The 20,307-nt window shown below is 70.0% G+C and carries 20 protein-coding genes; 11 read left to right on the forward strand and 9 right to left on the reverse strand.

Annotation, left to right across the window (positions count from 1 at the left end):
* Positions 1–36: 36 nt before the first annotated feature.
* Genes ACYVK3_RS12420 through ACYVK3_RS12435 form a run of 4 tightly spaced genes read left to right on the forward strand, consistent with a single transcriptional unit; the run spans position 37 to position 5,359 of the window.
* The gene (locus tag ACYVK3_RS12420) at positions 37–1,401 is read left to right on the forward strand and encodes an ABC transporter substrate-binding protein (protein ID WP_460497636.1); all 1,365 of its coding nucleotides are present in this window, start codon (positions 37–39) and stop codon (positions 1,399–1,401) included.
* Between the two features lie 53 nt (positions 1,402–1,454).
* Positions 1,455–2,318: a carbohydrate ABC transporter permease gene (locus tag ACYVK3_RS12425; RefSeq protein WP_460497637.1), complete on the forward strand. Its 864-nt coding sequence runs from the start codon at positions 1,455–1,457 to the stop codon at positions 2,316–2,318.
* Positions 2,319–2,320: 2 nt separating this feature from the next.
* Entirely contained in the window at positions 2,321–3,244 is a 924-nt protein-coding gene (locus ACYVK3_RS12430; RefSeq protein WP_460497638.1) for a carbohydrate ABC transporter permease, read from the forward strand.
* 3 nt (positions 3,245–3,247) lie between these two features.
* On the forward strand, positions 3,248–5,359 hold the full coding sequence (locus ACYVK3_RS12435) for a glycoside hydrolase family 2 protein (RefSeq protein ID WP_460497639.1): 2,112 nt from the start codon (positions 3,248–3,250) through the stop codon (positions 5,357–5,359).
* Between the two features lie 34 nt (positions 5,360–5,393).
* Here ACYVK3_RS12435 and ACYVK3_RS12440 read toward each other — a convergent pair whose 3' ends face one another.
* On the reverse strand, positions 5,394–6,914 hold the full coding sequence (locus ACYVK3_RS12440; protein ID WP_460497640.1) for an Hsp70 family protein: 1,521 nt from the start codon (positions 6,912–6,914) through the stop codon (positions 5,394–5,396).
* A 324-nt stretch (positions 6,915–7,238) separates the two neighbouring features.
* Here ACYVK3_RS12440 and ACYVK3_RS12445 point away from each other — a divergent pair, with 324 nt between their 5' ends.
* Both ACYVK3_RS12445 and ACYVK3_RS12450 read left to right on the forward strand, forming a co-directional pair.
* Positions 7,239–7,970 (forward strand): sulfite exporter TauE/SafE family protein, encoded by a 732-nt coding sequence (locus ACYVK3_RS12445; RefSeq protein ID WP_460497641.1) that lies wholly within the window; start codon positions 7,239–7,241, stop codon positions 7,968–7,970.
* 29 nt (positions 7,971–7,999) lie between these two features.
* Positions 8,000–8,236 carry a hypothetical protein gene (locus tag ACYVK3_RS12450; protein ID WP_460497642.1) on the forward strand — a complete coding sequence of 79 codons (237 nt, stop codon included), beginning with the start codon at positions 8,000–8,002 and terminating at the stop codon, positions 8,234–8,236.
* A gap of 29 nt (positions 8,237–8,265) precedes the next feature.
* Here ACYVK3_RS12450 and ACYVK3_RS12455 read toward each other — a convergent pair whose 3' ends face one another.
* The gene (locus ACYVK3_RS12455) at positions 8,266–8,910 is read right to left on the reverse strand and encodes a TetR/AcrR family transcriptional regulator (RefSeq protein ID WP_460497643.1); all 645 of its coding nucleotides are present in this window, start codon (positions 8,908–8,910) and stop codon (positions 8,266–8,268) included.
* An 87-nt stretch (positions 8,911–8,997) separates the two neighbouring features.
* Between ACYVK3_RS12455 and ACYVK3_RS12460 the strand changes: the two genes are divergently transcribed.
* On the forward strand, positions 8,998–9,831 hold the full coding sequence (locus tag ACYVK3_RS12460) for an alpha/beta hydrolase (protein ID WP_460497644.1): 834 nt from the start codon (positions 8,998–9,000) through the stop codon (positions 9,829–9,831).
* A 528-nt stretch (positions 9,832–10,359) separates the two neighbouring features.
* Here ACYVK3_RS12460 and ACYVK3_RS12465 read toward each other — a convergent pair.
* From ACYVK3_RS12465 to ACYVK3_RS12475, 3 genes are all read right to left on the reverse strand, one after another.
* On the reverse strand, positions 10,360–11,016 hold the full coding sequence (locus ACYVK3_RS12465; RefSeq protein ID WP_460497645.1) for an HAD family hydrolase: 657 nt from the start codon (positions 11,014–11,016) through the stop codon (positions 10,360–10,362).
* A 119-nt stretch (positions 11,017–11,135) separates the two neighbouring features.
* Positions 11,136–11,933 (reverse strand): VOC family protein, encoded by a 798-nt coding sequence (locus ACYVK3_RS12470; protein WP_460497646.1) that lies wholly within the window; start codon positions 11,931–11,933, stop codon positions 11,136–11,138.
* Between the two features lie 98 nt (positions 11,934–12,031).
* Positions 12,032–12,442 (reverse strand): VOC family protein, encoded by a 411-nt coding sequence (locus ACYVK3_RS12475; RefSeq protein ID WP_460497647.1) that lies wholly within the window; start codon positions 12,440–12,442, stop codon positions 12,032–12,034.
* 104 nt (positions 12,443–12,546) lie between these two features.
* Here ACYVK3_RS12475 and ACYVK3_RS12480 point away from each other — a divergent pair, with 104 nt between their 5' ends.
* Complete coding sequence (locus ACYVK3_RS12480) at positions 12,547–13,386, forward strand: HAD family hydrolase (RefSeq protein ID WP_460497648.1); 840 nt, start codon at positions 12,547–12,549, stop codon at positions 13,384–13,386.
* Positions 13,387–13,586: 200 nt separating this feature from the next.
* Positions 13,587–14,453 (forward strand): HAD family hydrolase, encoded by an 867-nt coding sequence (locus ACYVK3_RS12485; RefSeq protein WP_460497649.1) that lies wholly within the window; start codon positions 13,587–13,589, stop codon positions 14,451–14,453.
* A gap of 86 nt (positions 14,454–14,539) precedes the next feature.
* Here the strand turns inward: ACYVK3_RS12485 and ACYVK3_RS12490 are convergent, their stop codons facing one another.
* From ACYVK3_RS12490 to ACYVK3_RS12505, 4 genes are all read right to left on the reverse strand, one after another.
* Complete coding sequence (locus ACYVK3_RS12490) at positions 14,540–14,980, reverse strand: SRPBCC family protein (RefSeq protein ID WP_460497650.1); 441 nt, start codon at positions 14,978–14,980, stop codon at positions 14,540–14,542.
* Positions 14,981–15,027: 47 nt separating this feature from the next.
* Positions 15,028–15,360: an ArsR/SmtB family transcription factor gene (locus ACYVK3_RS12495; protein WP_460497651.1), complete on the reverse strand. Its 333-nt coding sequence runs from the start codon at positions 15,358–15,360 to the stop codon at positions 15,028–15,030.
* Positions 15,357–15,821, reverse strand: coding sequence for an SRPBCC family protein (locus tag ACYVK3_RS12500; RefSeq protein ID WP_460497652.1), 465 nt, complete (start codon positions 15,819–15,821; stop codon positions 15,357–15,359). Before ACYVK3_RS12500 ends, ACYVK3_RS12495 begins: the two co-directional genes overlap by 4 nt.
* A gap of 149 nt (positions 15,822–15,970) precedes the next feature.
* Entirely contained in the window at positions 15,971–17,686 is a 1,716-nt protein-coding gene (locus ACYVK3_RS12505) for a CBM35 domain-containing protein (protein ID WP_460497653.1), read from the reverse strand.
* Between the two features lie 201 nt (positions 17,687–17,887).
* On the opposite strand from ACYVK3_RS12505, the gene ACYVK3_RS12510 reads away from it, so the two are divergent.
* Both ACYVK3_RS12510 and ACYVK3_RS12515 read left to right on the forward strand, forming a co-directional pair.
* Positions 17,888–18,916: a LacI family DNA-binding transcriptional regulator gene (locus ACYVK3_RS12510; RefSeq protein ID WP_460497654.1), complete on the forward strand. Its 1,029-nt coding sequence runs from the start codon at positions 17,888–17,890 to the stop codon at positions 18,914–18,916.
* A gap of 63 nt (positions 18,917–18,979) precedes the next feature.
* Positions 18,980–20,230 (forward strand): sugar ABC transporter substrate-binding protein, encoded by a 1,251-nt coding sequence (locus tag ACYVK3_RS12515; RefSeq protein ID WP_460497655.1) that lies wholly within the window; start codon positions 18,980–18,982, stop codon positions 20,228–20,230.
* The last annotated feature ends 77 nt before the right edge of the window (positions 20,231–20,307 follow it).

Raw genomic sequence — 20,307 nt, forward strand, 5'->3', positions numbered from 1 at the left:
GTTTGCAACGTCGGCAAATCACACAAGGGAGTGTTCATGCAACGCCACCACCTTCGGCGCCGGTCCGCGATGGCGACCGCCGCCGCCGCGAGTCTGGGCCTCACGCTCGCCGCCTGCGGCCCGGACATCACCTCCGGCGAGGATTCCGGCGAGTCCTCCGAGGCCCTCCAGGCGCCCACGGCGGACCAGCCCTCGGGCGAGATCACCATCTGGGACCGCTCCGGCGACCTCTTCGAGGTCTTCGAGGGCGTCATCGACGACTTCAACGCCGTCTACCCGGACATCGAGGTCGACCACGTCGCGGTCGACATCGACGCGAAACTCCAGAACACGCTCATCACCGGCACCGACGTGCCCGACGGCGTCTTCCTCGACGACGCCAAGATCGGCGGCTTCTCCGACTACCTGTGGGACCTCGGCGAGGTGCTCGAGCCGTACGCCGCGGACATCGCGCCCCAGAAGCTCGACGTCAACACCATCGACGGCGGCATCTACGGCGTGCCGTTCGACCTCGACCCCGGCCTGCTCTTCTACAACGCCACCGCGCTCGAAGGCGCCGGCGTCGACGCCACCGCCATCGAGACCTATGACGACCTGCTGCAGGCCGCGCGCGACTACCAGGAAGCCGAGCCCGGCTCCGGGCCCATCCACCTCGAGCAGTCCGCCTTCCTCGGCCAGCTCCAGCTCGAGATGTACGCGAACCAGCTCGGCACCTCCATCGCCGACGCCGAGGGCGAGCTGCGCCTCGACAGCCCCGAGTTCGAGCAGATCCTCTCCTTCCTCGACACCGTGCGGGACGAGGGACTCGGCACCCGCGCCGAATACCTCACGCCCACCGACATCGCCGAGCTCGAGAACGGCAACCAGGTGTTCTACCCCTGGGCGATCTGGTTCAGCTTCGCCCCGCAGCAGCTCCTCACCGAGACCTCCGGCGACTGGCGCGCCATGCGGCTTCCCGCCTGGGAAGCGGGCGGCGCACGCTCCGGCGCCATGGGCGGTTCCTCCTTCGTCCTTCCCAAGGACGGCGAGAACGCCGACCTCGCCTGGCTGTTCTACGAGTTCCTCATGTTCAACGAGGCCGGCTACTCGGCCGTCTGGGGGCCGAACGACATCTACCCCGAGGGGCTGACGACCTCGATCCCCAGCTACAGGCCCGCGGCCGACCCGTCCTCACCGCTCTTCGAGCCGGTCGAAGCGCTCGGCGGCCAGGACCTGTGGGCCGTGGCGACCGAGGCCGGAGCCGAGATCCCCGGCGGCACGCCCGCCCCCGAATGGTGGGCCGGCGCCGTCGACTACCTCGGCAACGACCTCCAACGCATGCTCGACGGCGACATGACCCCGGAAGAGGTGCTCGAACAGTCCAGCGAATCGATCCAGACGAACCTGGTCGACCGCCAATGACCGCAGTGACCGCTGCCCGCCCCGCACCAGCCGGGCGCAGGCGCCGCGGCGGCGTGAACCGAACGCGCCGCCGGCTCGCACCGTACGTCTTCGTCCTCCCGTTCGTCGCGCTGTTCCTCGCGTTCAGCGTCTATCCGCTGATCTTCACGGCCCGCCTGAGCTTCACGAACTGGCGCGGCACGGGAGCCGCGGAATGGGTCGGCTGGGACAACTACACCTACCTGCTCTCCAGCCCGGGGTTCTGGAACTCGCTGGGCAACTCCGCCGTGCTGTGGCTGCTCATCGTGCCCGTGCAGCTCGTGCTCGGCGTGCTCGTCGCCGTGCTGCTCAACTCCGCGAAGCTCAAGCTGCGCGGGCTCTACCGGGTGGCCTTCATCGTCCCGTTCGTGACCCCGCTCGTGGCCGTGGCGCAGATCTGGGTGGTCATGTTCGACCAGCGCTACGGCGCGGTCAACGCGCTGCTCGGCTTCGTCGGACTGCCCGACGTCGGCTGGCTCACCACGAGCACCTGGGCCAAGCCGACGCTCGCCCTGCTGTTCCTGTGGAAGACCACCGGCTTCATCGTGATCATCCTGCTCTCGGGGCTCCAGTCGATCAACGACTCGATCTACGAGGCCGCCGACCTCGACGGCGCCTCCAGGCTCCGGCGCCTGTGGAGCATCACGGTGCCGCTGCTGCGGCGCACCATCATGTTCGCCGTCGTGCTCCAGACGCTCGCGGTGTTCCAGATGTTCGCCGAGCCGTTCGTCGTGACCCAGGGCGGCCCGTACAACTCCACCACCACGGCGGGCTACTACCTCTACAACCACATCACCCGGGCGGACCTCGGGACCGGAGCGGCGAACTCGTTCCTGCTCGTGATCCTCGTGATGGCGCTGTCGCTGCTGTTCGTCCGGATGCTGCGAGCGAAGGACTGACGATGACCGCGACCCAGACCTCCGGCCGGCCGGCCGAGCCCGGCACCGCCATCGAGGCCCCGCCCGCCGCGCCCCGCGAGCGCCGGTCCCGCCCCCACCTCGGCTCGCACGCCTTCCTCATGCTCCTGCTGGTGGCGTTCCTCGCCCCGGTCGCATGGGCCCTGCTGTCGGCGTTCAAACCCGCGAACGACATCATCCGCTCGCCGCTCACCTTCGACCCGGGCACGTTCACGCTCGACAACTACACCGCGATGTTCCAGGACGTGCCCATCGGCGAGGGCTTCCTCAACACGTCGATCGTGCTCCTGTTCAAGGGCGCCATCACGATGTTCTTCGCCCCGCTCGCCGCCTACGCCTTCGCGAAATACGAGTTCATCGGCAAGAACATCGCCTTCGGCGCCGTGCTCGTGACGCTGATGCTGCCCACGATCGTGCTCATCATCCCGCTCCTGCTGGAGATGAAGATGCTCGGCTGGGTCAACACCTACCAGGCGCTCATCCTCCCCGGCGCGGTCGACGCGTTCGCGATCTTCTGGATGCGCCAGGTCATCAGCGCCGTGCCCGACGAACTGCTCGACGCCGCGCGCGTCGACGGCTGCGGCGAGTTCGGCATCTTCTGGCGCGTCGTCGTGCCGGTCATCCGGCCCGGCCTGGCCGGACTCGGCGTGCTCACGATCATGAACATCTACAACGACTTCGTCTGGCCCGTGGTGGTGGCCAGCTCCGAGCGGATGGCGACCCTCCAGGTCGTGCTCTCCACACTCGCGCAGAACATCACCGGCAACCGCATCGGCGCGGACTACGCCACGGTCACCGGTGAACTGCTCGCGGCGAGCTCCGTCGCACTCATTCCCCTGCTGGTGCTGTTCATCCTGCTCCAGCGGCATTTCATCAACGGCATCCTGGCCGGCAGCGTGAAGGGCTGACGCATGACACTGATCCGATCCGAGACCGCGACGACCTACGTGGAGGTCGACGCGACCCCGGTTCCCCGCCCCGAATACCCGCGACCGGACCGCGACCGCTCCGAGCGCTGGCTGAACCTCAACGGCCGCTGGGACTTCGCGGCCGACGGCTACGACGGCCCCATCACGGTGCCGTTCGCGTGGGAGAGCGAGGCGTCCGGCGTCCACCGCCCCTGGCTGGAGCGGGGGACCTACCGCCGGGCCGTGACCGCGCCCGCCGAATGGACCGGGTCGCGTGTCGTGCTCTCCTTCGGGGCCGTGCACCACCACGCGGTGGTCCGCGTCGACGGCGCGGTCGTGGGCGAGCACACCGGCGGGTACGAGTCCTTCGAGCTCGACGTGACCGAAGCGCTCGCCCCCGGCGTGAGCGCCGAACTCGAGGTCGCGGTCACCGCGCCGGCGGACAAGCGCGCCATCCCGCACGGCAAGCAGCGGTCCATCCCGCGCGACGACTACGACGGCGTCTCCTTCACCCCCACCTCGGGCATCTGGCAGACCGTGTGGCTCGAAGCCCGCGGGCGCACCTACGCGCGCTCGATCGCCCTCCGCGGCGACAGCCTCACCGGCGTCGACGTGACCGCCGAACTCGCGGGCGAGGCCCCCTCCGGGGCCCAGGTCGAGGCGACCGTCCTCGACACCGGTGAGACGATCGCGCTCACGGCCGACGCATCGGGCCGAGCCACCGGGCGCATCGAACTCGCCGAGCCGCGCACCTGGTCCCCCGAGGACCCGCACCTGTACCGCGTCGAGGTCCGCACCGGCGACGACCGCGTCGTCGCCACCACGGGCCTGCGCCGTTTCGAAGCCCGCGGCGAGGAGCTCCACCTCAACGGCCAGCGCGTCTACATGCGCGGCGTGCTCGACCAGGGCTACTGGCCCGACACCGGGCTCACCGCGCCCGACGCCGACTCGCTCCTGCGTGATCTCCACCTGGCCCGCGGCCTCGGCTACAACCTCGTGCGCAAGCACCTCAAGTTCGAGGAGCCGCTGTGGCTGCACGAGGCCGACCGCACCGGCATGCTCGTGTGGGCCGAACCGGCCTGCCCGAGCCGGTTCTCACCCGAGGCGGCCGACGCGTTCGAGGCGCAGCTGCCCGCGATGGTCGAGCGCGACGGCAACCACCCGAGCATCGTCGTCTGGGGCCTCTACAACGAGGAGTGGGGCCTCGACTGGGACATCCCCGGAAGCCCGGCGCGCGCCGCGGCGGCCGCGCGCGCCTACGACCGGCTGCGCGAACTCGACGGCACCCGGCCGATCGTGGAGAACTCGGGCTGGTCCCACGTCCGCACCGACCTCGTGGACTGGCACTACTACGAGCGCGACCTCGCCGTCTGGAAGGACGCCGTCGCCCGCATGGCCGCGGGCGAGCGGCACGACTTCCCGGTGCGACTGGGCCCCGACTTCATCGTCGACAAGTCCCTGTACGGCTCGGCCGATGTTCCGCGTCGCGGTCTGCCGATCGTCAACAGCGAGTACGGCGAAGGGTTCACCAGCCTGGAGCGCGCCTGGCATCTGCGCTGGGAGACACAGGAACTGCGGCGTCACGACCGCTTCGCCGGATACGTGTACACCGAGTTCGCCGACGTGGAGCACGAGGCCGCGGGCCTGCTCGACGCCCACCGGCGCCCCAAGGACTGGGGCGGGTGCATCCCCTCGGACGTGAACGCCGACACCGTGCTCGTGCTCGACCTCGTGCCGGCCGCCGCGGGCGCCGACATCGAGCCGCCGAGCGAGCCGTTCGCGCTCGACGTGCACGTCTCGCACCACGGCGCGGCCGCCGTCTCGGGCACCGTGCACGCCGCTTGGGCCCCCGCCGGCACGCCGCCCGACCGGCCGATCGCGCGGCCGGACGCGAGCGCCGCGCCGGTGAAGGCCGAGCCGTTCCGGCTCTCGCCCGCCGTCCGGCTGACGGTGCCGCCCGCCGCCGGCCCCGGCCGCCTGCTGCTGTGGCTCGAGGACGCCGAGGGCCGGGTCCTCGCGCGGGCCTACGTCGACGCCGCCGAGATCGAACCGCCGAACCGCCGGGGCGCTCGTCCCGGGGAGTTCACGGACGCGCCGGCCCCCGGGCCCGCATGAGCGGGTCCGCGGCCCGGACGACGGGCCTGGCCGCCTACTGCTCGCACTCGGCCGAGTCGCCGCTGTAGGAGTAGGTGAGCGTGACCGGCTCGGTGAAGTCGTGCTGCTGGCCGTCGGCCGGGTCCTGCTCGATGACCTCGCACTGGTCGTACCAGGGGCCGAACAGCCCTTCGCGCTCGCCTTCGAGTTCGACATTGGTGAAGCCGGCGTCGTTGAGGGCCTGCTCGGCCTCCCCCACGGGCATCTCGGTGACCTGGGGGACCGTTCCGGCCGAGGCGCTCTCCTCGCGGTCGTCGCCGCCGGTGCCGCCGTCCGCGTTGCCCCCGGAGGATGTGGAGGGGGACGGCGTCGCGTCACCGGCCGGGCCGTCGTCGGCCACGGGGGTCTGCGGATCGCCCGCGGGTTCCTGGCCGCCGGAGCCGCCGGAGCCGGCCGCCGCCTGGGACGGCGAGTGCGTATCCGATGCGTCCGCGCCCTCGCTCGTGTCCGTCGAGTCCGAGGCGTCCACGTCCGGGCCGTCGCCCGAGCCGAGCTCGGATCCGAAGAACACGGCGGCCGCGATCAAGGGCCCGAGCACGGCCGCCAGGACGGCGAGCCTCCGGCCCGAGCGGCGGCGAGGACCCGCCTCGGGATCGGCGGTGACGGTGCGGGACAGCGCGAGGAGCCGCGCGCCCTCGGCGAGCGCCACCTCCGGCCGGTCCGGGACGATGGGTTCGAGGCCGGTGCGCTCGCGCAGCTTCGCCGCCAACAGCGGGGTCTGGCTCGCCCCGCCGATCAGCAGGAGACCGGCCGCCTCGACGCCCGCCACGTCGAGCGCGGTGGCCACCAGGTCGACGCTCTGCGCGACGAGTTCGGCGATGCACGATTCGAGCTCCTGGCGCGTCAGATGCAGGTCCCTGTCGCCCACCGGTAGGGGAATGCCCGCGCGTGCCCGTTTGGACAGCACCTCGCGGGCCCGCCGGATCTCATCGAGCAGCTTCGAGCGCAGCGCCTCCTCGTCCGGGCCGCCGGGGTCGTCGACCTTGTCCCAGAACTCCGGATCGGTGTCCCGGTACCGCCCGGACAGGTACGCGAGCAGCAGCTGGTCGAATTCGAGCCCACCGACCTCGCCGGCGCCCACCGACGCTTCGACGGTGTAGTGCTCGCCGGTTCGGCGCACGACGGCGACCTCGCAGGAGGATGCGCCGAGGTCGCACACGACGAGCGCGGCGTCCGGTTCGAGCCCGCGCACGAGCGCGCGGTCGAGGAAGATCGCGGCGGCCTCGGGCGCGGCGACGATGTCGACCTCGCCGAGCCCGGCCCGTTCGGCCGCCTCCGCGAGGTCTCGGTGCCGTGTGCGCTCCCACGAAGCGGGTACGGCGAAGGCGACCGGCGCGGGTCCTGCGACGACTTCCTCGCGGGCGGCGCGGACCCGGTCGAGGACCGCCGGGCTCGCGGCTTCGCCGTCGAAGCGCCGGATCTGGATCGGCTCGTCGCCGCGCCGGATCGACACCGTGAGCGTCGAGGTGCCGAGCTCGACGCCGACTGCCGACGCGATGGGGGTGTGCTCCTGCATAGGGGGAGTCTATGGACCGCTCCCGACCGACTTTGAGCTACCTTGCAACTTTTGTCTGACCGGCCGAAACACCTCGGTGACCGCGCTCGGCCCGATCACCGCCCATCGGCTCGAGCCCTGGCGAGCGGCACGCCTCGGCCCTGTTCCAGGACGTGGTCGCCGTGCGGCACTCGCACCAGCGCAGCGGCGAGTCCCATCGCTCCCGGATCGCTCTCCCAGCACGGCCTGCGCCGTTCGTCCCTCAGACGAAGGGTGTACGCGCCCGCTCGCCCGTCATCCTTGCGACCGACGCGCCGGGGGTCTCGACCCGCATAGGCTGCCGACATGGACCTCGCCGTCGCCGGCTCACTGGCCGTACTCGCACTGATCGACTCGACCAGCTTCGGCACCCTGCTCATCCCGATCTGGCTGCTGCTGACGCCGGGACGGGTGCGGGCGGGCCGAATGCTGATCTACCTGGGCACCATCGCCGTCTTCTATTTCGCGGTCGGCATGCTCATCGCGCTCGGCATCGCCAACTTCCAGTCGCAGATCACCGCGTTTCTGGAGACGTCGCCGGCGCTGTGGACGCAGCTCGTCGTCGGCGTCGGGCTGTTCCTCCTGAGCTTCCGGTTGGACCCGAAGCGGCGGGAACAGCGGGGCGGCGGCCGGGTGGCGCGCTGGCGTGAGCGGGCGCTCGGAACCGAGGCGGCGGCGGAGGGTTCGACCCGGACGCGTACGGGCGCGGCGTCGCTGGCCGGACTGGCGCTGACGGCGGCCACGCTCGAAGTGGCGACGATGCTGCCCTACCTGGCCGCGATCGGGATCATGACCGCCGCCGGGCTCGGCACCGCCGAGATCACGCTCACCATGGCCGGATACTGCCTGGTGATGGTGCTGCCGGCCCTGGTCCTGCTGAGCGGGCGTCTCATCGCGCGCCGCGCGGTCGAGCCCCTGTTGAACCGGATCAACACCTGGATGACCGAGCACGCGGCCGAGACCGTTTCATGGGTGGTGGCGATCGTCGGAATCCTGCTCGCCATGGACGCGATCTCGCGGCTCGGCCTGCTCGACTAGGTCGCGTTTAAGAATGAGGAAGCCTCCTGTTGAACCTGTTGTGTCGCAACAAGGTCCAAATAACAGGAGGCTTCCTTGCAAGTGCCGTCGGCGGACGGCCCCCGGCATTCGGCACCGAGGCCTACAAGGAGTGCAATACCGTCGAGCGGACCATCGGGCGCCTCAAGCGCTACCGCGCCGTCTCGACCAGGTTCGACAAACTCGCCGTCCGCTACGAGGCCACCATCCAGGTCGCCATCCTCCTCGACCGGACACCGCATTCTTAAACGCGACCTACAAACGCGCCTGATCGAGGTCAAGTCTGGGTTACTCCGTACCGTGCGAGGAAGACTCGGACGCCCTCGTCGGCGAAGCGGTTCAGTTCCTCGTCGCCGAATCCGGTCTCATCTCCGTAGAACATGGCCTTGTTCAACGGGATCGACAGGACCAGCCAGTTGAAATGGTGCGCCGCCAACGACGGATCGTCCACACGCAGCAGACCGCGTGCATCAAGGCGCTGGAATTGCTCCCCGAGCAATGCGGCGGCCCGTTGTGGCGCCTTGTCATACCAGGAACGCGCCAGCGCCGGGAAGCGTTCGGCCTCGCCGATGATGATGCGTCGCATACGAACCAGTTGCGGGTCCATGAGGACCCTCAGGTGGTCTCGGGCGAAGTGGCGCAGATCGGTCGCGACGTCTTCGCTGTCGGCAAGCGCCGTCAACGCGCTGTGGGAGGAGGCCTCGGCCAGCTCGATGGCCTCGGTGATGATCACGGTGAAGAGCCGTTCCTTGTTGGCGAAGTGTTTGTAAATGGTCTGCTTGGACACTTCGGCCTGGGCGGCGATCTCGTCCATGCTGGTGCCGTCGTAGCCCTTGCGAAGCAGGATCGCGCGAGCGGCCTGCAAGATGGCTTGGCGCTTGCGCGCCGAGCGTGCCGGTAGCTCCTGGAAGTCGACCACCATGCTCCTTCGGGTTGCTCAGTAGCACTGGACAGTTTAGTACTAAGTAATGGTACTATACCGCCTAGTACTAGTTTTAAGGAGAGCGACATGACCGAGTACAGGACGACGACCTCGCGCGATGGCACCTCGATCGCCTACCAGTGCCGCGGTAGCGGGCCCGCACTGATCCTGGTCGGCGGCGCACTCCGCAGCCCCGTGATCAACGAAGAACTCGTGCGGCGACTCGCCGGAGACCTGACTGTCGTCACCTTCGACCGCCGCGGGCGAGGCGCAAGCGGTGACACCGCCCCATACGCCGTGAACCGGGAGGTCGAGGATCTGACCGCCCTCATCGACATGGTCGGCGGAAACGCGGCGCTATATGGACACTCCGCGGGAGCAGGGCTGGCGCTGTACGCGGCGGCGCGCGGGCTGCCAGTGACGGGGCTTGTCCTGCACGACCCGGCTTTCGCCCCCGACGACGCCGCACGAGACCGGGCGGCCGAGGAGGCGGCGGCGCACCAGGAGTTGCTGACCGCCGACCGCCGGGCCGACAGCCTTGAACTGTTCCTCGCCAGCCTGGGACTGCCCCCTGAAATCATCAAACCCATGAGCGGCGACCCTGAACTGGTCGCGATGGCCCACACGATCGGCTACGACTACCAGGTACTGGACGACGCGCGCAACGGCCGGGCGGCCTTCGCCGCCGAGGCCGCCACCGTCACGGTTCCGACGCTGGTGTTGGGCACCGAGACCGCCCCTGATTGGATGACCGAAGTAGGAGTCGGCATCGCGCGGGCGTTCCCCAACGGTCACCACCGGATACTCGCCGCCCACGGCATGTTCCCCGATCCGAGCGAGCAAGCGACCGCCATGAAACGGATCCTCACCGGCCAAGAGATCGAGGACGGTGATCGGTGCGCACGGACTCAGAATTCGTGAAGTGCAACCGGCACCTCGACGGTCGTAGGCCGTTTTGACGCCGATGACGACAGCAGCGGACACACCAGGGGCCAGAAACTGTCTACTCCCTCGCGTTCCCTCTTGGAAGGAACATCCTGGAGCGCAAGGTTTCCACGACCGACCCGGCAGCGCCCGCAGGCGTTGCTGCCATCCTGGTGGGTGTGAGCCGACTGCCCGGATGCGGGGACGGCAGCGAGCCCGCCGAGGGCGGGAGCTCCACCTCCACCTCGGAGGCCCCCCGAGGCAGTGGTCGCCTTCGCGGTCGAGGAGTCCTACCGGTTCTTCAATATGACCACCATGCCGCCTCGGCACTGCTTTCGGAGCAGTGCCTGAAGTACTTTGGCTCTTTTGCGGAGAGCCAGGCTGAATTCGACCGGACCATGCAGGACTGAGACGAGGACCCTGCCCCGAAGCACGCCAAAGATTGGGCGGGCGACACCGACCGCGCCGGGTGGGAAGTGCACGTTCCCCGCTGACAGAGCCAGAGGACCGTGCATGGCAGAGGCCCTAGAACTCGGTCACGACCAGGCCCGCACCGGCCTTGCGCAGACGCTCGCCCTTGCCGGTCTCGTTGGCGAAACCGATGGTCGCCACGCCGACGGCGTTCCCGGCCTCGATATCGGTCACGGAGTCGCCGATGAAGCAGGCCCGGGCCGCGTCGACGCCCGCGTATCCGAGGGCCTGGCGGATCAGATACGGGTCGGGCTTCATCCGCCTCGGCCGCCCGTACGGCCTGCCGACGACTATCGAGACGTGGGCGTCGAGCCCCTCCCGGTTCAGGTACTTGGCGATGGCCCGCGGGCAGTTGTTGCTGACGATGCCGATCGTCCGGCCCTCGCGGCGCGAGGCCTCCATGAGCTCCGCGACGCCAGGGGTCGCCGCCGCCGAGTCGACCGCGCGCATCTCCTCGGCGCACAGGAACTCGTCCATCCGGTCGACCGTCTTCTTCGGCAGGTTCTCGGCGACGGTGAGCAGGACCGCCATCGGGCTGGTCTCGCCGGCCATCTCGTTGGCGAGTCTCGGATCGATCCCCCGCACGATCTCGATCATCTTGGCGGCGATGGCCCCGGACGGGTATCCGGAGAAGAGCGCACACAGCGGCCCGTCGAAGTCGAGCAGGAGCAGTGAGCACTCCGCGAGTGCCTCTTGCCGATCAAGCTTCATATGGCGTCCACAGTGGCCCTTGGGGCCGAGTCGAATCCGATGCGCGACGCCGCCAGCCTAACACCGGACGGCGAGCGGGACCCCTCAGCCGGAGCGATCCGGCCGAGGGGTCCCGCTCCTCACGCGGAGGCCACCTTCCACAGGAAGCCGTCCGGGTCGGCGAAGTGCCCGGAGTAGCCGCCCCAGTCGGTCCCCGCCGCCGGGACGGCGGTGCGGGCGCCGGCGGCGACCGCCGCCGCCATGAGGGCGTCGACCTCCTCGGGCGAGCCGGCCCTGCGGTGGAGGACCACCGCGCGGAAGCCGTCGCCGTCCTCGCCGACGCCCGCGTCCTTCGCGAGGAGATCGCGCGGCAGCAGGCCCAGTCTGCACGCCCCCGGTTCCAGGGCGAAGTCGACGAACTTGCTGCCGTAGTCCCGGTCCGTCTTCATGCCCAGGGCCTCGTAGAAGCCCTTGGACGCCTTCGCGTCGGCGACGCCGAGGAAGACCGCGGTCTCGGTCGGCACGGGCGGATCCCCCGCCGGGCCGCTGTCCTTCTTGTTGGGCGAGGCCAGCTTCCAGATGGCGCCGTCCGGCGCCCGGTAGACCGCGGAGAAGCCGCCGAAGAAGCCCTTCTTCGCGGGCTTGAGGACCGTTGCCCCGTTCGCGACCGCGGCGTCCAGGAGGGCTTCGACCTCGCTCGGCTGCTCGACGATCGATGACATCATGTAGCCGCGGAATCCCGAAGTCGCGGGTTCGGCGCCCGCCTCCGCCGCGAGCGGCTCGCTCCCGTACAGGCCGACATGTCCGGTCCCGTGCATGTCGAGGTCCACGAACTGGCCGTGGTCGGTGACGGCGGGGGAGAACGCGGAAGAATAGAACGCGTGTGCGGCCCGCGCGTCCGGCACTCCGAGTGTCGCCACGTCGAGTGAGAACGTCATGTCTGCCTCCTGAGATGCGGAAGTGGTGATCTGTCGGCCACGCTAATCGCGGTTGGGAGTCCGGCGCTTCTCGAATCCTGACCGGAGCCGGCGGGCGTTCAGCGGCGCTGCCGGATGCGGAGCAGATTGCCCGCGGGATCGCGGACGGCGCAGTCGCGGACGCCGTAGTCCTGTTCGGTGGGCTCCTGGACGATCTCGGCGCCCATGGCCTCTAGGCGCCCGAACAGCCCTTCGAGATCGTCGGTGGCCAGCAGGACGCCGGCGTAGGTGCCTTTGGCCATCATCTCGACGACCATGCGGCGCTCGTGGTCGGTGACGCCCGGATCGGCCACCGGCGGCTCCAGGACGACGGACGTCTCGGGCTGTCCGACCGGACCGACCGTGATCCAGCGCAGCCCGTCGCCACCGACGTCGGCTCGGACCTCGAAGCCGAGCGTGTCGCGGTAGAAGGCCAGTGAGGCGTCCGGATCGCTGTGCGGCAGGAAGCTCGCGTGAATGGTGATGTCCATGGCGAGAACGCTATGCGCGGCGCGGCGTCCGGCGCTTCTCGATTCATGATCCGCTACGGCCTAAACCCATTGCGCCCCTCGGCCGACGGCCGGACACTGGGGTCATGCAGGAGCTCGAAGTGATCGCCACCGACCTCGACGGCACACTCCTCAACGGGCGGCGCCAGTTGTCCGAACGAAACCGGAAGGCACTGCTCGCCGCGCGGACGCGCGGCCTCCGGGTCGTGGCCGTGACCGCCCGGACGCCGCGGGGCGTCGCGGCCATCCCGGGTCTGGTCTCCGTCATCGACGCCGCCATCTGCAACAACGGCGCGGAGACCTACCATCCGGCCGACGGCACCGTGGAACTGCGCCGCACCATACCCGCCGACACCGTCCGCGAGCTGCACCGGCGACTGATGAGCGTCCTTCCCGAGGCGGTCTTCGCGATCGAGACCGGCCACGAGGTGTTCGCCCAGCCGGGCCAGATCCCGCGATCGCCGCACTACGACGACCCCTGGTACCGCGTGGCATCGCTCGACGAGGCGCTGGAACGCTGTGCCGACATCGTCGAGTACCGGCTGGTCGACCGGGCGGCCGGGGCGGCACGCATGCTCGAGCTCACCGAGCGGATCGACGTCCCCGGACTGGTCCGCTGGCACTGGGGGAGCTACCCGGTCCTGGAGTACAACGCCGTGGGGGCGAACAAGGGCGACGCGCTGGCCGCCTGGTGCGCCGAGCGAGGAATCTCGGCGGAGTCGGTGATCGCCTTCGGCGACATGCCCAACGACGTCCCGATGCTCGCCTGGGCCGGGACCTCCTACGCGATGGCCGGCGCACAGGCCGACGCCTTGGAAGCGGCCGATCGCCGGACCGGCGCCAACGACGAGGACGGCGTCGCACAGATCGTCGAAGCCCTGCTGGAAGCGCACCAGGTGAACGAAGCGGACCCGCTGGGCGCCTGACGCCCGCTCCGCACCGAGCGCGAGCTTGCACGGCCTCCTTACAGTTGACCGCCAACAGGCCGGTCCTCGTCCGGCCATCCTCAAAGGAGCGCCATGAGCCCACCCGGTCCTCATGATCCCGATCAGCCGCCTCAGCAGTCCGGAGGGGCCGGAGCGGCGCTGGCTTGCCTGGCGCCGGCACCGGTGGGAGCGGTCATGGCATGGGCGGGCAGCGGTCTTCGCGCTCCGAGGCCCGGCCCGATGCCGCCGATGCGGTGAAGGTCATCGCGAGCGACCTGGACGGCACCTTGCTCGATGAGCACGGGGCGCTCACCGAGCGGACCCGGCGTGTCCTGCACGCCGCGCGCGAGCTGGGCGTCGCGGTGGTGGCCGTGACGGCCAGGCCGCCGAGGGTGTTCGACGAGTGGGCGTCGCTGTCGGCGGCACTCGACGCGGCGATCTGCTCGAACGGCGCGATCGTGTACGACCCCGCCGCGCGCGACGTCATCGCTACCCGCACCCTCGCGCCCGAGACGGCCGCCGCGGTCGCGAAGACCCTGCGAGCGGTTCGGCCGAGTCTGCGCTTCGCCGTCGAGACCGGTCTGGAGGTCGTCGCCGAGCCCGGCTACGCCAGGACCGATGCCGTCGGCGACCGCCGGGTCTTCGCCGGCACGCTCGGCGAGGTCCTCGCCGCCGCGAGCCAGATCGTGAAGCTGCTGGTCCACGACGCGCAGGGCCACGCGGACGAGCTCCTCGCGGTCGCCAGGGCGGCCGGACTCTCCGGAGTGGAGCTGTCGCATTCGGGCGGCTCGGGCCTGGTGGAGATCAGCGCCGCCGGGGTCTCGAAGGCCGCGACGCTCGAATCCTGGTGCGCCGCCCGCGATATCGGCGCCGCCGACGTCATCGCGTTCGGCGACGCCCCCAACGACGTGCCGATGCTCGCCTGGGCGGGCCGGTCGTACGCCGTGGCCAACGCCCATCCCGAGGCGGTCGCGGCCGCGACCGCCCGGTGCGGTCACCACCGAGCCGACGGCGTCGCCGAGACGGTCGCGGCACTGCTCGCCGGGCTCGGGTCGAAACCGTCATAGTCTCGGCACCGTGTGCCAGACATACCATCCCCTTCCGCCTGCACCCCCCGGCGGCACCTTCGTGCCGCCGGGGCCGAGCCCGCTCGTCAGTCCCAGTCGTCGACGCGGACGTCGTTCGGCGACGGCGCGCCCTTGCCGGTCTCCAGCAGCGATTTCAGGCTCATCAGGTACGTCGCCCACTTGGTGCTGCAGTGGTGCATGAACTCCACCGGCTCGGCCCACCCCTGGTGGGTGAACAGGACGATGGTGTAGTCGCCCTCGGTCCGCAGTTCCCAGTCGACCCGGGTGCCGACCCATTCCTCGGGGCCGTCCACGACGTTCCAGACCACGCGCTCGCCCTTCTCGGCCTCGAGCACCTTCATGTCGAAGCCGCCCTGCGGGAAGCGGAAGGCCACCACGCCGTCGAGCCGCGCGTCACCGCTGGTCTCCTCGGTCCACCAGCCCTTCAGGCCCTCGATCTCGGTCAGCGCCGCGAAGACCGCTTCGCGCGGCGCCGTGATCCCCACTCGGTGCAGGATGGCCACCATGATGTTCCCCTTCTGTCCGCTCGGCCGCGCTCGCGGCCGACGATCGTTCACTTGCTCTGCTCGATGGCTTCGGCGATCTGCTTGATGCGCCGCAGCCTCGCGTCCCATGTGCTGCCCACGTCGTTGAGCTGAGCGACGGCGAGTTCGAGCCGGGTCTCGTCGACGCGGTAGCGCTTCTCGCGCCCGGCCGTGGTCGCCTCGACCAGGCCGACGCGATCCAGTACGCCGAGGTGCTTGGCCACGGCCTGCCGCGTCACCGGCAGGCGCTCGCTGAGCGAGGTGGCGGTCCCGGTCCCGGTCGCCAGCAATAGGTCGAGCATGCGACGCCTGGTCGGATCCCCGATCGCCGACCAGAGGTCGTCGTCGATCGGTTCGCTCATCGCCGCGATGCCACCCGTTCGGCGTGCTCGCGGATGGCGGGCACGAACCGGTCCCAGCCGTTCACGTGCTCGCTGTACTCGTGCTCCAGCTTCGCCAGATCCCAGTCCCGCTCGCGGAACCCGGTCTCGGTGAGCTTGAGCAGCGTCCCCGCGTCAGAGGGGACGAGCTCGAAGGTCACCAGCAGGGAGTTGCCCTCGGCCGCGGCCTCCCCTCGGGGATGCGTCCAGCGGAAGATGAACCGCTTGGGCGGTTCGGCGGCGACGACGGTGATGGGGACGCCCTTGGCGTCGGGGTCGCCCTCACCGCCCCACACCAGCTCGCTCTCGGAACCGGCCGTCGGCTCGATGGCGGTCTCGGCCTGCCACCACTGCTTGATGTGCTCGGGCCGGCTGACCACCGCGAACACCACTTCGGGCGTCGCCTCGACGTGGATCTCGCGCTCGATGCTCACGTACTCCATGAGTCCTCCTCGATATAGCAACCATTGGTTGCATATGACGGTAGCACTCATGGGGCCTTCATGCAACCAAAGGTTGCGAAAAAGGGCCGGAGTTCGGACGGGAACGGTCGGCCGCCCCGGCCGCACCGCGGCCGGGGCGGTCGGGACGGTCAGTTCAAGGTGATGCTGTCGAGTTCGGCGTAACCGGTGCCGCCGTCGAAGTACGGCGAGCCCTTGGCCAGTCGGATAACGTTGTAGCCCGCCTCGAGGTTCACCGTCACGGTGGTGGTGGCGAACTGCCCCCATCCCGAGGTCGGGGGATAGGAGACCGTGGACCAGGCGGTGCCGTTGTAGGCCAGGCCGTGCGTCGAGGTCGCCCCGGTGCCGTTGGCGTACCGGATCGTCATCGAGTAGGCGCGTGCCTGCGGGACGTTCACGGTGAAGTCCACGAAGGAGTCCGACCGCATGTCGGCGTCCCCGTCGATGCCGCCCACGTAGTAGCCGTTCGACGCCCCTTCGGAGGACCGGGTCTGGGCGTTGACGACCGTGGCGTTCTCGGCCTCGTAGACCTGCTGCCAGGACGTGGTCGGCCCGCCCGCCGGGGTGACGAGCAGCTGGTACGCGCCCTCGGCGTCCATGCCGTTCACCGGCACCGAGATCTGCCCGTTCGCCACCGGCATCGTCGTGTCGGACACGACGGTGGGCGCCGCCACGTGCGTGTGCCTGCCCGAACCGGGAGTCGACAGGACCTGCACGCGGACCGAGGAGCCGAAGGAACCGAGCCCGGTGACGTTGACGGTGTTGTCGCCCCAGTCGCCGCCGAAGACGACGTTGACGATCTGCCGGCTGGAGTCGTAGGACGCCACGCCGTCGAGCCAGCTGTTCGGCGTCGTCTCCACGATGTTGCCGGTCATGGCGCCGTACCAGCGGTAGAGCCAGTACGAGGCGGTCGGCCGGTTGTCGAGCGTGAACAGCCCGTCGAAGGTGCCGGCCTCGAACCAGTAGGCCCGGTGCGCCTCGCGTGCGCCGTGCCGCTCGAAGACGCTCATCCAGTGCAGCGCGACGCTCGGGATGTCCATCTGGTTGTAGCTGTTGTACTCGTTGATCGCGATCGGGCGCGGCGAGATCCCCAGTGAGCGCTCGATCGCCCGGTAGTCGGCTACGTGGTCGTCGAACGCGTCCCAGTTCATGTCGTCGAGCTCGTGCCAGACGATTACATCGGGCAGCGTGTCGGTGTCGCGGGCGTGCCGCATGAACGAGAGCATCCGGTCGTGGTCGTAGACCGCGTCGCTCGGTCCGACGATGGGGGTGACCGAGTCGAGTGAACGCACCAGGCGGTAGGTGCGCGTCCATCCCTCGTTGAAGGATCCGGCCGCCTGGGTGTCCCAGGTCCAGTCGGGCTCGTTCCACAGCTCCCAGCCGTGGATATTGGTGGTGCCGGTGGCCTCCAGCCGGTCGTTCACCATCGTGGTGACCTTCTGCTCCCAGTCGGCCCAGCCCTGCCACTGGTAGGGGAAGCTCGGGTAGATGTCGGGCATGCGGATGAACTGCTGGGCCCCGGCGCGCGTGAGGTTGTCCGCGACGTCGAGCGAGTCGCAGCACGGCTCGGTCGCGCCGTTGCCGAGGTGGGTGGTGCCCGGCGCGGGCTGAGTGAAGCTGGTCGGGTTCAGCGGCAGCAGCATGTCGGTGGTCGGCTGGGAATCGGAGGCGACGCCGTACAGGCCGCCGGAGGCGACCTGCGTCGCCGGCCGGACGACCTGGCCGACGTCGACGGTGAGGGTCAGGCCGGCGGCATCGGCGGGGGCGGGGGGCCCCACCACGGCGATGCCGAGCGCCAAGCCCAGGGCGGCGAGGCGCGAGCACGCCCGTCTAGCAGTGAGTCGCATGTGATCTCCTCATTCCGGTGTTGAACCGGTTCGACGTTCTGATTGGCTGCTGACACTAGTTTCGAACGCCGTTCAATGCAAGCATGTCAATGTTTGGAAGCCGATCGCCTGCTAGAGGACCTGGATAGCGAAGTTGCGTCGCCATTCGCGGTGTGTTAGGTTTCGAACCGGTTCGACAAATTCAGCCGAGGAGGAGTGTGCATGGTCACCATCGGGGACGTCGCCCGCGTGGCGGGCGTGGCACGGTCCACCGCCTCCTACGCCCTCAGCGGCAAGCGCGCCATCTCCGACGCCGTGCGCGAACGGGTCGAACGGGCGGCGAGGGAACTCGGCTACACGCCCAACGCCGGAGCACGAGCGCTGGCCACCTCGCAGACCAGGGTGATCGGCCTGCTCGCGCAATTCCTGCCCGACGAGTTCGCCCCGGCCATGCTCCAGTACATCCAGGGCGTCACGAACACCGCGCGGGACCTCGGCTACGACGTCCTGCTCAGCTCGGACCCGGACGGACCCAGCGCCCTCAAACGCATCACCGACTCGCGCATGGTCGACGGCATCGTGCTGCTCAACGTCGCCGAGGACGACGACCGACTGCCCGTCCTGCGCGCCGCTCGCCAGCCCGGCGCCCTCGTCGGACTCCCGGGCGACTGCACCGGCGTCGACGTCTTCGACCTCGACTTCGAGGAGTCGGGCCGGCTCATGGTCGAGCACCTGCACGCGCTCGGGCACCGCGAACTCATCCTCGTCTCGCAGCCCGAGCACGTCATCGAACGCGGCGGCGCCTACGTCTGGCGCCTCCAGAACGCGGCGCGCGAGACCGCCGACGCCTGCGGCATCACCCTCCACGCCGCCCACGGCCCCTCCGCTCAACCCGAGATCGGACGCCGGCTGCACGCCCTGCTCGACTCCCACCCGGACGCCACGGGGCTGCTGCTCAACAACGAGGCCGCCGCGGCGGCCCTCCCGACGGTGCTGCACGAGCGCCACCTGTCCGCGCCCGGTGAGCTCTCGGTCGTCGGCCGCTACTCCGACGAGTTCGCCCGCACCTTCTCGCTGCCGTACTCCGCGATCGAGAGCGCGCCCGACCGGCTCGGGCGCATGGCCGTGCGCCAGCTCGTGCGCCGCATCGAGCAGCGCGAATCCGAAGGCGCGCCGCACGTCGTGCGGTTCGTCTCACCCGAACTGGTGGATCGGGGCAGCACCGCCGCCCCGCCACGAAGTCGTCACTGACGACGCCTACGACCCGACCGTCGACGCCGTCGGCCGGGACCCCTGTTCAAGGAGGAACAAGCAATGAAGCACCACAGGTTCACCTCGCTCGCGCGGCCCGCCGCCGCGGGCCTCGCCGCGGCCTCGCTCGCGCTGGCCGCCGCGTGCTCGTCGGACGACGACGCGGCGAGCGGCGACACCTACACCTGGTGGGACCCGTACCCGCAGCACGCCGCCGACTCCGAGTGGGCCGAGCGCGTCGACGCCTGCGGTGAGGAGGCCGGCGTGACGATCGAGCGCACCGCCTCGGACACCACGGCGCTGACCAACCAGGCGCTGCTGGCAGCCCAGGAGGGCACCAGCCCCGACATCATCCTGCTCGACAACCCGGCGGTGTCCACACTCGCCGAGACGGACATGCTGACCACGATGGACGAGCTCGGGCTCGACGTGACCGGCGTCGACGAGAACCTCCTGGCCCCCGGGGTCCTGGACGACAAGACCTACGGCATTCCGATCGGGGCCAACACGCTGGCGATCTACTACAACGCCGAGATCCTCGAGGCCGCCGGAGTGGACCCCGCCTCGGTCACCGACTGGGACTCGCTGACGGCCGCTCTCGGCCAAGTTACCGATAACGGCGGCAAGGGCATCACCTTCGCCGGCATCGGCACCGAGGAAGGCTCCTTCCAGTTCCTCCCGTGGTTCTGGGGCGCCGGGGCCGACCTGCGCGAGCTCGACTCGCCCGAGGCCGTCGCCGCGCTCGAGCTGTGGACCGGCTGGCTGGAGTCCGGATACGCCCCCAATTCGGTGCTCACCAACTCCCAGAACACCACCTGGGAGGAATTCCTCACCGGCGAGTTCGGCTTCGCCGTCAACGGCACCTGGCAGGTCAACAGCGCCGCCGAGGCCGGCTTCGCGACCGGCGTCATCCAGATCCCGGCCATGGACGGCGGCGCCGCGCCGGCGCCCACGGGCGGCGAGTTCATCATCGCCCCCGTCCAATCCGAGCCGGAGCGCTACGACGTCACCCGCCAGATCGTGGAGTGCATGACCACGCCCGAGGGCTTCGTCGAGACGGCGACGACCTTCGCCTACTACATTCCGCCGACCGCCGACGGCCAGGCCGCTCTCCTGGAGGCCCGGCCCGAGCTCGAACCGTGGGTCGAGGCCGTCCGAGAAGCCAAGGGCCGCACCAGCGACAACCTCGGCACCGACTACCCGAAGATCTCCGAGGCGCTGTGGACCGCGGTGCAGAACGCGCTGTCCGGTTCGGCCACACCGGCCGAGGCCCTGGAGCAGGCGCAGATCGACGCGGCCGCGGCGACCAGCTGACTGGAGTGATCGCAAGATGACCACGACCTCGGTCGACAAGACCGGACGTGCGTCCCACGGCGGTGCGGCGGGAGCTC

This window comes from Glycomyces tarimensis (assembly GCF_054776215.1).